13 protein-coding genes and 1 pseudogene are annotated in these 12,494 nt (G+C 71.3%); 4 read left to right on the top strand and 10 right to left on the bottom strand.

Annotated elements, in window-relative coordinates:
• Positions 1-191: 191 nt before the first annotated feature.
• Together ACFY5C_RS07675 and ACFY5C_RS07670 are read right to left on the bottom strand one after the other, a co-directional pair.
• Positions 192-1,406, bottom strand: coding sequence for an MFS transporter (locus ACFY5C_RS07675; RefSeq protein ID WP_389441676.1), 1,215 nt, complete (start codon positions 1,404-1,406; stop codon positions 192-194).
• A 61-nt stretch (positions 1,407-1,467) separates the two neighbouring features.
• Positions 1,468-1,683 (bottom strand): annotated as a pseudogene (locus ACFY5C_RS07670) (Chromate resistance protein ChrB); the annotation flags it as partial.
• 65 nt (positions 1,684-1,748) lie between these two features.
• Here ACFY5C_RS07670 and ACFY5C_RS07665 point away from each other — a divergent pair.
• Positions 1,749-2,252 (top strand): GNAT family N-acetyltransferase, encoded by a 504-nt coding sequence (locus tag ACFY5C_RS07665; RefSeq protein WP_389441674.1) that lies wholly within the window; start codon positions 1,749-1,751, stop codon positions 2,250-2,252.
• Here ACFY5C_RS07665 and ACFY5C_RS07660 read toward each other — a convergent pair.
• Positions 2,231-2,959: an SDR family oxidoreductase gene (locus tag ACFY5C_RS07660; RefSeq protein ID WP_389441672.1), complete on the bottom strand. Its 729-nt coding sequence runs from the start codon at positions 2,957-2,959 to the stop codon at positions 2,231-2,233. The genes ACFY5C_RS07665 and ACFY5C_RS07660 overlap by 22 nt on opposite strands.
• A gap of 99 nt (positions 2,960-3,058) precedes the next feature.
• On the bottom strand, positions 3,059-3,724 hold the full coding sequence (locus ACFY5C_RS07655; RefSeq protein WP_389441670.1) for a nitroreductase: 666 nt from the start codon (positions 3,722-3,724) through the stop codon (positions 3,059-3,061).
• 153 nt (positions 3,725-3,877) lie between these two features.
• Here ACFY5C_RS07655 and ACFY5C_RS07650 point away from each other — a divergent pair, with 153 nt between their 5' ends.
• Positions 3,878-4,528 carry an FMN-dependent NADH-azoreductase gene (locus ACFY5C_RS07650; protein WP_389441667.1) on the top strand — a complete coding sequence of 217 codons (651 nt, stop codon included), beginning with the start codon at positions 3,878-3,880 and terminating at the stop codon, positions 4,526-4,528.
• Between the two features lie 207 nt (positions 4,529-4,735).
• Here ACFY5C_RS07650 and ACFY5C_RS07645 read toward each other — a convergent pair whose 3' ends face one another.
• Entirely contained in the window at positions 4,736-5,221 is a 486-nt protein-coding gene (locus ACFY5C_RS07645; RefSeq protein ID WP_389441664.1) for a MarR family winged helix-turn-helix transcriptional regulator, read from the bottom strand.
• A gap of 57 nt (positions 5,222-5,278) precedes the next feature.
• Entirely contained in the window at positions 5,279-5,971 is a 693-nt protein-coding gene (locus tag ACFY5C_RS07640) for a DUF5701 family protein (RefSeq protein WP_389441662.1), read from the bottom strand.
• 276 nt (positions 5,972-6,247) lie between these two features.
• On the opposite strand from ACFY5C_RS07640, the gene ACFY5C_RS07635 reads away from it, so the two are divergent.
• Positions 6,248-7,534: an FG-GAP repeat domain-containing protein gene (locus tag ACFY5C_RS07635; protein ID WP_389441659.1), complete on the top strand. Its 1,287-nt coding sequence runs from the start codon at positions 6,248-6,250 to the stop codon at positions 7,532-7,534.
• Between the two features lie 13 nt (positions 7,535-7,547).
• On the opposite strand, the gene ACFY5C_RS07630 is transcribed toward ACFY5C_RS07635, so the two are convergent.
• The 4 genes from ACFY5C_RS07630 to ACFY5C_RS07615 are packed head-to-tail and all read right to left on the bottom strand — an operon-like array spanning position 7,548 to position 10,542.
• Entirely contained in the window at positions 7,548-8,180 is a 633-nt protein-coding gene (locus ACFY5C_RS07630) for a hypothetical protein (protein ID WP_389441656.1), read from the bottom strand.
• Between the two features lie 5 nt (positions 8,181-8,185).
• Positions 8,186-8,923 carry a hypothetical protein gene (locus ACFY5C_RS07625; protein ID WP_389441654.1) on the bottom strand — a complete coding sequence of 246 codons (738 nt, stop codon included), beginning with the start codon at positions 8,921-8,923 and terminating at the stop codon, positions 8,186-8,188.
• Positions 8,920-10,227, bottom strand: a complete 1,308-nt coding sequence (locus ACFY5C_RS07620) for a hypothetical protein (protein WP_389441650.1) — start codon at positions 10,225-10,227, stop codon at positions 8,920-8,922. The genes ACFY5C_RS07625 and ACFY5C_RS07620 overlap by 4 nt, the downstream gene beginning before the upstream one ends.
• 9 nt (positions 10,228-10,236) lie before the next feature.
• Positions 10,237-10,542: a hypothetical protein gene (locus ACFY5C_RS07615; protein ID WP_389441647.1), complete on the bottom strand. Its 306-nt coding sequence runs from the start codon at positions 10,540-10,542 to the stop codon at positions 10,237-10,239.
• 350 nt (positions 10,543-10,892) lie between these two features.
• Between ACFY5C_RS07615 and ACFY5C_RS07610 the strand changes: the two genes are divergently transcribed.
• Positions 10,893-12,380, top strand: coding sequence for an FG-GAP and VCBS repeat-containing protein (locus tag ACFY5C_RS07610; RefSeq protein WP_389441644.1), 1,488 nt, complete (start codon positions 10,893-10,895; stop codon positions 12,378-12,380).
• Positions 12,381-12,494: the final 114 nt, after the last annotated feature.

Below are 12,494 nucleotides of genomic sequence, written 5' to 3'. Positions count from 1 at the left end.
CGGCCTGCGTGGGTGGCCGGGCATGGTCGGCCGACTGGGTGGGTGGCCGGGCATGGCGGCGGCCTGCGTGGGAGGTCGGGCATGGTCGGCCGACGGGGTTGCGCCGACGCCGCGGGTCCCTCTCGGAGCTTCACGCCGCGCTCAGCCTCTCGGGCACCCTCCTCTCAGGGCCACTCGCCCGCAGCACCGGCTCACCCCCCGCCGGACGGCTCCCGCGCGACTCCACGTATGGCCCGTCGCCGGGTCACGAGGGTGAGGGCGGGGGCGATGGCCAGGAGGAGGGCCAGGGTCGCGTAGCCGTAGGTGAGGCCGGCCAGGGAGGCGGCGGCCGCGACCAGGAGGGGGCCGCCCGCGTCGCCGAGTTCGCGGCCGAGTTCGGCGGAGCCCATGGTCTGGCCGAGCCGTTCGGCAGGGGTGGACGCGGCCAGTGCGGCGAAGCCGAGTGGGGTGATCAGGCCGGTGCCGGTGCCGATGAGGGCGGCTGCGGCGAGGACGCCGGCCAGGCCGGGCAGCATGGCGCAGGCCAGCCCCGCGGCCGTGATCAGCAGCCCGGCGGTGAGCCCGGTGCGGACGGTGAGCCGGCCCTCGTCCAGGGCTCGCCCGGCCTTCGGCTGTACGACGGCCGCGCAGGCCGCGAGCACCGAGACCGCCGCGCCGGTCGCGACCGCGCCGAGCCCGGCGGCGGCGCCGGAGACCGGCAGGAAACCGACGCCCACGGAGAGTGCGGCGGTCGCGGCAGCCAGGGCGGCCGTCGGTCGCAGGAAGGCCGGGTCGGCCAGGCGCCGGCCCAGGTCCAGCACCGTCTGCCGCTGCTTGGGCAACGGCGGTACGTGCGGGACGGCGACCGCCGCCCACAGCGCGACCGCCGCGCCGAGCACCGCGAGGACGGCGAACAGCAGCCGCAGACCGCCGACCCACACCAGGACACCGCCGAGGAGCGGGCCCAGCGTGTAGCCGATGGACTTGTAGAAGCCGTAACTGCCAAATGCCCGCCCGTGTTTGGCGACCGGGTTCAGCCGGGCGACCAGCGCGGACGCGGACGGCGAGAACGCGGACGCCGCGGCACCCTGACCGAGGCGGGCGGCCCACAGCCAGCCGGGGCTGTCGGCGGCGACGTAGGTGGCGGAGGCGAGCGCGAACGCGACGAGGCCGCCGAGCAGCACCGGGCGGGCTCCGACCCGGTCCGCGAGCGTGCCGAACAGCGGCTTGAGGACCACCTCGGCGCCGTCGTACAGCGCGAGCAGGCCGCCCAGGACGAGCAGGGAGGTCACCGCGTCGTCGGAGTGGCCGCCGAGGCTGGCGGCGATGCCGTGCGCGCCGAAGGCGGTGGTGAAGCCGACGGCGTAGAGGGGCCACATCCGGGCGGCGGGGGCGGCTTGCCGGGCCGGCGCCGGTGTCGCGGTCATGCCCCTGTCCCTCCTCGAACACCGGCGCCCGGTGCAGGGCGGCGAGGACGCGCTCGGCGTTCTCCTCGCAGGCGAACACGTCCCGGACCGTCAGGTCCCGGTGGCAGCGGCGCGGCCGCTCCAACGAGTGTCCCTCTTCCCCCGGTTCGGCCGGCGTGAACTTGGCGATGCCCAGTCGGCGGACCAGGCAGCACGGACCGGGCAGCAGGGACCAGGCAGCACGGACCGGGCAGCTGTGAACATCGTTCGCGGCTCTGTTGCCGATCGTCGTCGACATCGACGTGACGCCGGCCGGGCGGAGCCCTGACACCGGCCGGAGCCCTGCGCGATAGCGTGCCGGTCATGGCGGACTGGGGGCTTCGGCCGGCATCGGCGTACGACGTCGAGGCGGTTGCCGCATTGCGTGCCGTGGTGCTCCGGGCGGATCTTGAGCGGCTCGGGCGGTACGACGAGCGGCGGGTGCGGCAGCGGCTGCGAGACGGGTTCGATCCGGCGCACACCTGGGTGATCGAGGCGGGCGACGCTTTCGCCGGCTGCGTGGCGCTGCGACCGGCCGAGGACAGGCGGCGGCCGCAGCGGTGGCAGGAGCGATGGCTTGAGCACTTCTACCTGGTCCCGCAGCTTCAGGGCCGGGGTATCGGTTCGGACGTGTTGCGCGAACTGCTGGAGCGGTGTGACCGCGAGGGCGTCCTCGTCCGGCTGAACGTCCTGCAGGGCAGTCCGGCCCGACGGCTGTACGAGCGGCACGGGTTCACCGTCGGGACCGAGGATGCGGTGGACGTTTTCATGGTGCGCGAGCCGAACAGGGCGCCCGGTGCGAGCGGTCAGGAGAGCCAGTCGCTGTAGCGGGTGGGGGCGAGGTGGGCTTCCTTGTCGGTGAGGACGTCGCCCTTGACGGCGGCGAACATGCCGGCGGTGGGATCGGTGACGACCGTACGGCTGTCTCCCTTGAGGGACAGAGTCGTACGGCCCAGCTCGTCCAGGGTGAAGACCTCGGGGCCGCCGATGTTGCGAATGCCGTTCAGCGGGGCGCCCACGGCAACGTCCGTCACTGCCCGCGCCACGTCCTTGGCGGCGATCGGCTGGATCGGCGTGGCGGGCAACCGGACGGTGTCGCCGTCGGCCGTCCAGGACATGACGGCGTCGATGAACTCCATGAACTGCGTGGCCCGCACGATCGAGTAGGGGATCGGCCCGGCCGCGAGGACGGTCTCCTGGAGGGACTTGGCCCGGTAGTAGTCCAGCTCGGGCACCTGGTCCACGCCGACGATCGAGAGGATGACGAAGTGGCCGGCGCCGCCCTTTCGGGCCGCGGCCAGCAGGTTGTCCATCGAGGTCTGGAAGAAGGCCGGGGAGGCCTCGTCGAAGGTCGGGGAGTTCGTCAGGTTGACGACGACGTCGACCCCGGCCACCGCCTCGTCCAGTCCCTGACCGGTGATGACGTCGACGCCGGTGGACTTCGAGTGCGGCACCGCCTCGTGTCCGACGGCGTTCAGATTGCTGACGACCTGCGACCCGATCAGGCCCGTACCGCCGATGACCGCGAACTTCATGAGATGCCTTTCGTCGCGAACGTCTTTGCAATGTGGCATATGCAGCACTATGTGGGCATGGCAAGAAAGCGCCGCCCGACCGGCTGAGCACAGCCGCTGTCAGCAGTCGGCGAAGGTGACGGTCTCCTCCAGCGGCGCCCGGCCCGTGCGGGAGTCCCGCCGGTTGACGTCCTCGAATCCGATGGACATGCCGCAGAAGAGGATGAGCTCAGCCGGCGGCGCCAGTACCTCCGCGACGGTCTTGCGATACTTCGCCCACGCCATCTGCGCGCAGCTGTGCAGCCCCTCGGCGCGCAGCAGGAGCATCACGGTCTGCAGATACATACCGACGTCGGACCACTGCGCCGGCCCCATGTCGCGGTCGATGTAGCAGAACAGGGCCGCGGGCGCGCCGAAGCAGTGCCAGTTCGCGGCAGCGGCCCGCTGGCGCGCCTCCAGGTCCTCACGAGGGATGCCGAGGCCGCCGTAGCGCTGCTCGCCGAAGGCCATTCGGCGTTCGCGGTACGGAGACTTCAGATCGGGCGGGTACTGCTGGTACTCCGGCTCGTCCCAGGGGTCGCCCGAAACCACGCGTTCGCCGGCGCGCTTCTTGAGCTCGGCCAGCGGTCCGCCGGTCAGCACATAGACGTGCCACGGCTGGACGTTCGACGCCGACGGGGTCCAGGCCGCGGCGGTCAGCACGCGGGCCAGCACCTCCCTCGGGACCTGCCGCTCGGTGAACCCGCGCACTGCCCGTCGACTCGTGACCGCCTCGTAGACGTCCAAGGTCGCCTGCCTCCTCTTTGCTCGGTGCGTCCGTCTCCGTTGCAGTCGCGACGGTATCATTCGATACTGTCTCGTGTTTACTATGGTCGGTCTCAAGCCATGCCCGTCAGCCCCTGGTATCCCCGCCTCGGGCGCCACCCTTGGAGAAAGCCCATGGCCACGCTGCTGCACATCGACTCGTCCGTGCTCCCCGGCGAGGCGTCCTCGTCCCGTTCGGTGGCGGCCGCCTTCCGTACGGCCTGGGAGGAGCAGCACCCGCAGGGGGCGGTGATCTACCGCGACCTCGCCGCCGCCCCCGTCCCGCACATCACGGCCACCGCCTGGTCCGCCGGCTACGCCGCCCCGTCCGAGCGCACCGCGGAGCAGGCCGCCGCGTTCGCCGAGCGGGTGAAGCTCATCGAGGAACTGGAGGAGGCGGACGCCGTACTGATCGGCGCTCCGATGCACAACTTCTCGATCCCGTCGACCCTCAAGGCATGGCTGGACAACGTGCTCCTCCTCGGCCGCACCGCGGGCGAGAACCCTTCCGCCCAGGGCACCCCGGTCACCGTCATCGCCAGTCGCGGCGGCTCGTACGCGCCGGGCACCCCGCGCGAGGGCTTCGAGTTCGTGCAGAACTACCTGGAAGTCGTCCTGAAGCGCACGCTCGCCCTGGACCTCGACTTCATCGTCCCGGAGCTCACCATGGCCCCCCGCAACCCGGCCATGTCCGAACTGGTCCCCCTCTACGAGGCCTCCCGCACGCGCGCCTTCGCGGACGCGGCCGCCAAGGCCAAGGAAGTCGCGGAGCGCGTCGCGGCGTGAGTGCCGCCGCGTGAGCGCCAGGCGAGTGCCAGGGGAGTGCGAGGGATGACCGGCGGGCGGACGGGCGCGCTGCGGGGCCCGTCCGCCCGCCTGGCCGGCGCGGCGGCGCGGCGGCGCGGCAGTGCGGCGGCGCGGCGGTGCGGCGGTGCGGCGGCGCGGCGGTGCGGCGGCGCGGCGGCGCGGCGGTGCGGCGGTGCGGCGGTGCGCTTACGCCTCGTCGTCCGCCGGATAGGCGAACCGGGTCAGCAGATCCCGCAACTGTTCGGCCTCGCCCGGCCGCAGTCCGGCGACCAGGCGCTCGGCCCGCGGCTCCGCCGCCACATGGGCCGCGTCGAAGAGCTCGATGCCCTGCGGCGTGATCTCCACCGCCCGCACCCGCCGGTCCCCGTGCACGGCCTTGCGTACGGCCAGCCCCTTGCGCTCCAGGTCGTCCACGACCCGCATGATTCCGGCCTTGTCCGTCCCGGTGGCCGTCGCCAGGTCCCGCTGCACCGTGGGCCCGCGGTCCACCAGCACGATCAGCACGGCGAAGTGCCGCAACTCGATGCCGAGCGGCCGGAGCGCCTCCGTCATCACCGTCTGTGCGCGCCAGTGCGCCCGGCGCAGCAGCAGACCGAGAGCAAACGGCGACCCGTCACCGGGCCGGTCGGTCGCACCCGAGGCGGCTGGTACAGCGGGGACGTCGGCGGGCATGAGGCCACAGTACAACCGCCGATTCACTCGAAACGGTATCGACTGAAACGAATGCGGCTACGGCTCCTGCCGTCGGACCCCGCTTCCACGGCCCGTCGCCGATGCGAACCCCAGCCATGTGTGGCGGTTGCCCCACCAGCACCAGCCGACCTTCGGGGCATTGCGCCGCTCGCGGCCGTCGCGTCCCGTGCCGTTGCTGATCCAGATCGCCGGAGTACGGGCGTCCAGTGTGCCGTTCGGCTTGCGCAGCCGGGACCCGATGGTCATGAAGCACCGGTTGCGCTCGAGAATCGGCGGCTGCTGGAGCACCCAGTGGATGCCCTCGTGGAGCAGCAGCGGACTGCGCCCCTCCTCGGTCAGGGCCGGCAGCGCCTCCTCCGGGCTCCAGTTGGCCATGCGGTCGCCGCGGTCGACGCCGGTGACCACATAGAGCGGTGCGTCGGGCAGGTCGACGGTGTCGGGGGCGAAGTCATCGACGTCGGGCATGTCGACGACGACGAAGCCGGGCTTGCCGTCACGGCGGAGCAACGGGGCGAGGGCGGACGCGGGGGCGCGGTCCGGGTGGATGGCGAGCAGGGCATCGCCCTCTGTGCTGCCGGTGCCGGCACCGGCAGCGTTCGCCGCGAAGGTGCGCAGCTCGTCGGCCGGTATCCCCGCGAGCTCAGGCACCCCGAGCTCGATCAAACGTGCCGCCTGGTCGGCGAGCGGCGGAAGGGAGGTCACGATGGCGTCGGACGAGGTATCGGGCATGGTCCTCCTAGGTCGGCGGTTTGCGATTGGCAGTTCGCGGTTCGCGGTTCGCCGTTCGCAGCAGGCCTGAGGTCAACGCCACGGCCCCCCGGAAACGTTCCCTGCGCGCCTGCCCGCCCTGCGGACACTTTCAGCCAGACCGCGCATCCCCCGCACCCCGCCCCCGCACAGGTCTGTCGCCCCAACTCGAACGCGTGCATCATTACCCAGTTGTTGCCCCAGGTGCTGACGAGGTGAGCGGTGCGCGCGCGAAGAACCGGGAAGTGCAGAACGGCCGTGACCGGCACGATCGCCACCCTCTGCGCCCTCACCCTCCCCCTCACCGCCTGCGGCCCCACCCCCCACGACAGAGCCGAGCCGGCCCGCCACACCCCCGTCCAGGTGGCGGATGCCCCCGCCCAACTCCCCATCCCGCACGGCAAGGGCAGCAAGACGCCCGCCGACTTCAACGGCGACGGCCACCGGGATCTGGTCCTCAACGACCTGGTCAAGGCGCAGGCCCACGCCGACGACGCGGGCATCGGCATCGTCTACGGCGGCGAGCGCGGACTGGTCCCGGGCGCACGGCAGTTGCTCAGCCCCAGGCGCCAGGCGGCCCCGACCAAGGGCCGGCTCCCGGCCGCCTTCGACGCGGAGGCGACCTGCGACCTGGACGGCGACGGCTTCACGGACCTGGTCGTCTCCACCGATCCGCCCTACGACGGTCAGGGGCAGCCGCCGGTGCCGTTGCAGATCCTCTACGGCTCCCCGAACGGCCTCACTGGCAAGGCCGTCAAGCTCACGATCCCGGCCCGCGCCCGGGCCGGCGCCGACTGGCCCGACCAGCCCGTGTGCGGCGACTTCGACGGCGACGACGCGCAGGACCTCGTCGTCCACGCGTCCGGCGGCCGACTGAGCTTCCTGCGAGGCCCGTTCACCCGCAAGGGCGCCCCGCGCGCGGCGGGCGCCCCCATCGCGGCCCCCGGCAACGCCCCCACGGGCCCGGCGGCCGACGTGAACGACGACGGGTACGACGACCTGGTGGTCCGTACGACGGAGGGCGCGGGCAAGTCATCACTCGTCCTCGGCGGCCCGAACGGACCGACCCGCACCGGCGCCACCCTCCCCTCCGGCATCGACGTGGCCCTCGGCACCTTCGGCAAGGGCAGGGCCGCCCTCGACGCGGCGATCGGCACGATGGACGGCACGTCCCTGCGCTACGACCTGCCCGCAGCCACCGCCCGCGGCAGCCTCGCCACCCCTGGCTCGGTACTCGACGCCGCCGACTTCGACGGCGACGGCCTGAGCGAACTCCTCTCCAGCGGCACCGAGTTGCGGATCCTCCGAGGCCGTACGGCAGGACTCACGGCGGCGGGCATGGTCACGGTGAAGCCGCCCGCCCGGGGCACCACGCGCGTCGTGACGGCCGCCGACTTCGACGGGGACGGGCGGGCGGACCTGGTGGTGCGGACGTACGTGGGCGAGACCAAGGACACGGTGGCGGTGTATCCGGGCGCGAAGAAGGGGCTCGTGGCGGCGGAGCCGTCGGTGAGGTTCTCCAGCTCGGAGTTCCTGGCGTCGTAGGGGGCGCGGTCCGTCAGTCGGCCACGCGGGCGCCGATGGCACGGGCACGGGCGCGGGCTTCGGGGCTGAGGCCTTTGCGGCGAGGGGAGGTGCGGTGGTCGTATGCGGTGGACTGGGCGACGTAGCTCAGCGTCTTCGGCCCAGGCCTGGCGACCACACAGGCGAAGCGCGGGTCTCCGGCGTACCACAACTCGTCCTGGAACCCGCGGCGGACGACGCGGTCCCAGATTCGGAAGAACCCTCCGTACTCCTTTGGCGACTCCGTCTTCTCCGGCTGGTCCGGATTCGGCAGGACGAACACCGCCCTCACCACCCTGGACCGCCGCTGGTCAGGGTGCACACCGTCGGGCTGCTGCCGCCAGGGATAGACCTTGAGGATCCGGTACATGCGCCAGAGCTTGAAGAGTCCGGAAACCTGCGCACTCACGAGGTAGGCGATCACCGCCAGAGGCAGGGCCGCCACGGCTGCCGCGCCTCCCGAAAAGATCGCGATCACCACGCCGTAGAGCCAGGCCAGCCAGACCGCCGCCCAACCGAGCATCTTGGCAACAAGCCGTGCCGCCCAGCGGCACAGTGCAGCTCGGGTTCCGGGGGTCTCCCAGGCAACAGGGCCGTCGAAGCCCCCGGCGTTCTTGCTCAGTCTCATTGCGATCACCCGAAGTCGCCGGCGATGTCGTCCCTGATGCTCCCGCCGCTGCCGGCCCCTTCGCCTCGTGCGGCACGCTCGATCTCGGGCATGGGATCCTGGAAGGTCACAGTGTGCGCGATGCTTTCCATCAAGTCGCGGTAGTGCCTACGGGAGTTCACAGCCACCGTACTCAGTGTCAGGACAGCGAGCTGCACACCCGACGGAGCAGGCACGTAGAGGTTGCACTGATAGAGCTCCTGCGCGGCTATTCCGGCCACAGCGGGCGCGGTGACCAGGGTGTCCGACACCGAGCCAGGGCGGCCTCCCGGAAGCGTCAACAGCCCGATGTTTTCCGGGCATTCACGCCACGAAACCGCCCGTACAGCCGTGAGCTTGGGCGGGGCCCATTCGATGTCCCTCAGTGCCACGGTGATGACCGAGACCGCACAAGAGCCGTCATCGGCGTAGTGCATACCGAGCGAGCAGCCGATGATGCCTTCGCTTCGCATGTACCGCACCATGTGCCGTACGTCGTGCACCGTCTGGGCATAGCGGTCGCGCTCCGTCTCGGGAGCACAGTCGGCGACGAGTGCCATGAGGTGCTCCAGCCGCTCCTCCTGCTCCGTTCCAGGCTCGGCGTCAAGGGCGTCAAGCGGTATGTCGAAGTAGCCGCCGGGCAGCGCATACCAGATCTTGGAACTCGGATCCCGGGCCGAGTCGTCGATGAGCAGCCGCGGGGACGGGCTGGATTCCCCAGTCACCGGGCCACCACCCTGATGGTGTCCATTGCCGTGGAGAAGGCACCGGGGCCGTCGAAGAGACCCCAGCGCGCGCCGTCGACTCCGGTGGTGGTGTTCTTCCCCGCGTCACCTTCCAGTGCGTCGATATTGTCGGCGGCGAGCCCGAACCCGGATGTGCCGACACCGGCCACAGGCGAGAGGTAGTCCATCCCCGCCCTGACGGCTTGGCTGCCGCCCGCAGCGTGAGCCACCCAGTCCCCGACGGGGTTGAAGGCACCTGCGGTCGAGATCCGGGTGGCGGCAGTGAACGTGTTGTCCCCGAAGTGTTTGAAGAACTGCAGCGCTCCGCCCGCGGCTTCACCCCCGTGGATCGCCGATCTGATGGCACCGTTGGCTCCGCGCGTGACAGCCCCGAGGCCCGGCACCGCGCCTGCCGCGTCCCCCGCGAGGCCCACAGCGTTCTCCCAGAAGTCGGCATCGAACTCGCCCTTGGTGAAGCCATCTGCGAGGGAAGCCCGCACCTCGGGCTTGGCGAGCCGGGACGCCGCGGTGGCGAGACTGGCTCCGGCCGCCACGAGCAGCATCGCAACCCCGAACGGCCCCGTACACAGCAACGCCAGCAACCCCGCCACCGCCGCCAACACACTCAAAATATTGGTGAGGTTGTCCCCGATCCAGCTCAGCGCCTTGCTCAGCCACCCCGGCTCCTCGGGCGCCAGATCCTTCGTGGCGTCCTTCAGCTTCTTCGCGAGGTCCCGTGCCTCGTCCTCGTGGGTCCCCTCCAGCTCCCGGGCCTTGCGCATCACCCCGTCGAGGGCGCCCTGCGCCTTGTTGACGGCCGTGACGGCGTCGTTGAGCCGGGTGTTGGCCGCGTTCAGGCGGGCCTGGGCGGACCGGAGCTCGGGGCCCTCTTCGAAGGTCTGCCCCGCCAGCTTCAGGTCGGGGTCCTGCTTGGCCGTGTCGTGCCGCGCGTTGGCGGTCTTCAGGTCGCCCTTGTGGTCGCCCGCCTCGATGTCGTACTTGTGCGCCAGCTCCATACGGCTCGTCAGCCCGCCGTGCCACGAGCCGAGGTGCCCGGCGGCCAGGGTCAGCGACTTGTGGGCATCCTTCATGTACTTCGGCAGATCGCCGTCGAGGGCCTCACGGAAGCCGACAGCGGCGTCGCCCTCCCAGAAGCTGGACTCGCCGAGCAGCTTGTCGATCTTCTCGTACGCCGTCTGCAGCGCGCTCGCCGAGTTCACGAGCTGGGTGCGGAGCTTCTCGACCTCGCCGGGCTGCCCCGGCACAGGGTTCCAGCCGAGGTGGACGTAAGGATTCTGTGCCATTGCGATCAGTCACTTCCCCGCGGCTGCGGCCCGCTTGAAGCTCTCCTCGAGGGAGGTCTCCACTTCGCGGTAGTTGTCCGTGTTCTTCTGGAGCCCCTCGGTGAGCTTGCCGATGCGCTCACGGATCTGCTCGTTGCCGTACTTCCAGCGTTCCTGGAACGTGTCGCACGCCTCGTCCAGCTCCGGCGTCCCGATCTGGTCGGACCGCACATGCTGCAGCGCGGTGCGCACCTGCTCAAGGGACTCGTTGGCGCCGTTGAGGTCCTCGGTGAAGGCGGCGAGCTGATCGATATCGGTCTTGAAGTGGTCCCCCACGCAGTCTCTCCCCGTTCGCGCTTCGCGGTCGCATCGGCAAACAACAGCCGGTGGCCGAATGGGCCCGATGATGCCATGGACGCCTGAAGGGACCCCATCGGGTCACGGAATCCACACGAAACGCCCTACCTCGGCAAACGCACGGGTGAGGCCGGGAGCGCGGGCGCGCGTGCCGCATCCGGGACCCCAAAAGTTTCCCGAACTCACGTACAACCCTCACGCCCCACCGCGAGTCTCCTGATCGCCGACCACCCAGTGAACCCGAGGCCAACTCCCGGAGAACACGAGCGGTCGCACCCCATTGACTGCGATGCCCGCCAGGCATCCCCGCATGCAGCAGGAGAACCCGCATGCACAAGCACCACCTCAGACTCGCCCTCGCGACGGCCACCGCGGCCGCGGTGACGGGCGGTCTGCTCACACTCGCGACGGCCACCTCGGCGACCGCCGCCGACTCCGCGCACGTGTCCGCCGCCGACTTCAACGGTGACGGCCGGGGCGACGTCGTGGCCTCCGCGCACGGCTCCTACGTCGGCGGCCGCGCGGGCGCCGGGCAGGTCGTCGTGCTCTACGGCACCAGCACCGGCGTATCGTCCGCGAAGCGCACGACGATCAGCCAGAACACCGCCGGCTCTCCCGGCACGGCCGAGACGGGCGACGGCTTCGGCGCCGAGTCCGCCTACGCCGACTTCAACGCCGACGGATACGACGACCTGGCCGTCTCCTCCCCGTGGGAGAAGGTCGGCACCGACACCAACGGCGGCGGCGTCGCCATCCTGTGGGGCTCCGCGAGCGGCCTCACCGGCACGGGCGTCACCGTCACGGACCCGGCCCCCTCCTCGCACGACTTCTGGGGCAAGGACCTGGCCGCGGGGGACTTCGACGGCGACGGCAAGGCCGACCTGGCCGTCGGCAACTCGTCCAGCACCATCCACGTCTTCAAGGGCGGCTTCAACGCCACCGGAACCCCCGGCGGGCGCTACACCATCAAGCCGCCCATCCACACCGGCACCAACGACTTCCCCTACGGCCCGCTGAGCCTCACCGCCGGAGACGTCAACGGCGACAAGCGCACGGACCTGATCGTCGACGGGTACGAGACCCAGAGCGACTACGGGTGGAACCAGAACTACTTCGTGCCCGGCACCGCGAGCGGCCTGAGCGTCGCCTCCGCCGAGGTCCTCAAGCCCGGCATCATCACCGCCATCGGCGACATCAACGCCGACGGCTACGGCGACATCGTCAGCGGCGCCGGCTGGGACAGCACCACCACCGACGGCACCCCCATCCCGGACGCCGCCAACGGCGGCAAGGTCAACATCACCTACGGCGCCGCCTCCGGGCCCGCCGCCACCTCGGGCATCACCCAGAACTCCGGCAACGTCCCCGGCAGTTCGGAGAAGGGCGACGGCTTCGGCTGGGACCTGGACCTCGGTGACGTCAACGGCGACGGATACCAGGACCTCGTCGTCGCCTCCCCGAACGAGGACATCGCCGGCGTCGCCAACACCGGCCAGGTCACGGTGCTGTACGGCTCCGCGAGCGGCATCGACACCGTCTCCGGCGTCCAGGGCCTCGCCCAGAGCACGGCGGGCGTCCCCGGCAACGACGAGAAGAACGACCTGTTCGGCGCGGACGTCAAGCTCGACGACGTCACCGGCGACGGCAGGGCCGACCTCGTCCTCGGCTCGTACGAGAACGAGGGCAACGGCGGCCTGACCTACCTGCCCTCCAACGGCACGAAGATCACCACGTCCGGCTCGCGCAGCATCGCCCCGAGCGACTCGGGCCTGTCGACGACCGGAACCCCGCAGTTCGGCGCGGTCTTCGCGGACTGAGTACGGCAGGCCGTGCCGTTGTCCGGCCTGCACCTTCGTACGGCGGCACCCGGCCGTCGTACCCCCTGAACGGCCGGGCCCGTCCCCCGCGGGCCCGGCCCTCTTCCCAGGAGC

Origin of the sequence: Streptomyces sp. NPDC012935, from assembly GCF_042900345.1 — a bacterium.
Taxonomy (GTDB): domain Bacteria; phylum Actinomycetota; class Actinomycetes; order Streptomycetales; family Streptomycetaceae; genus Streptomyces.
This window is presented reverse-complemented; position numbering and strand designations above follow the sequence as displayed.

Excerpts from the sequence above, each read along its gene's own strand:
- ACFY5C_RS07675 (WP_389441676.1), bottom strand. The coding sequence starts at position 1,406 with ATGACCGCGACACCGGCGCCGGCCCGGCAAGCCGCCCCCGCCGCCCGG.
- ACFY5C_RS07660 (WP_389441672.1), bottom strand. The coding sequence starts at position 2,959 with ATGAAGTTCGCGGTCATCGGCGGTACGGGCCTGATCGGGTCGCAGGTC.
- ACFY5C_RS07620 (WP_389441650.1), bottom strand. The coding sequence starts at position 10,227 with ATGGCACAGAATCCTTACGTCCACCTCGGCTGGAACCCTGTGCCGGGG.
- ACFY5C_RS07645 (WP_389441664.1), bottom strand. The coding sequence starts at position 5,221 with ATGCCCGCCGACGTCCCCGCTGTACCAGCCGCCTCGGGTGCGACCGAC.
- ACFY5C_RS07630 (WP_389441656.1), bottom strand. The coding sequence starts at position 8,180 with ATGAGACTGAGCAAGAACGCCGGGGGCTTCGACGGCCCTGTTGCCTGG.
- ACFY5C_RS07650 (WP_389441667.1), top strand. The coding sequence starts at position 3,878 with ATGGCCACGCTGCTGCACATCGACTCGTCCGTGCTCCCCGGCGAGGCG.
- ACFY5C_RS07665 (WP_389441674.1), top strand. The coding sequence starts at position 1,749 with ATGGCGGACTGGGGGCTTCGGCCGGCATCGGCGTACGACGTCGAGGCG.
- ACFY5C_RS07640 (WP_389441662.1), bottom strand. The coding sequence starts at position 5,971 with ATGCCCGATACCTCGTCCGACGCCATCGTGACCTCCCTTCCGCCGCTC.
- ACFY5C_RS07610 (WP_389441644.1), top strand. The coding sequence starts at position 10,893 with ATGCACAAGCACCACCTCAGACTCGCCCTCGCGACGGCCACCGCGGCC.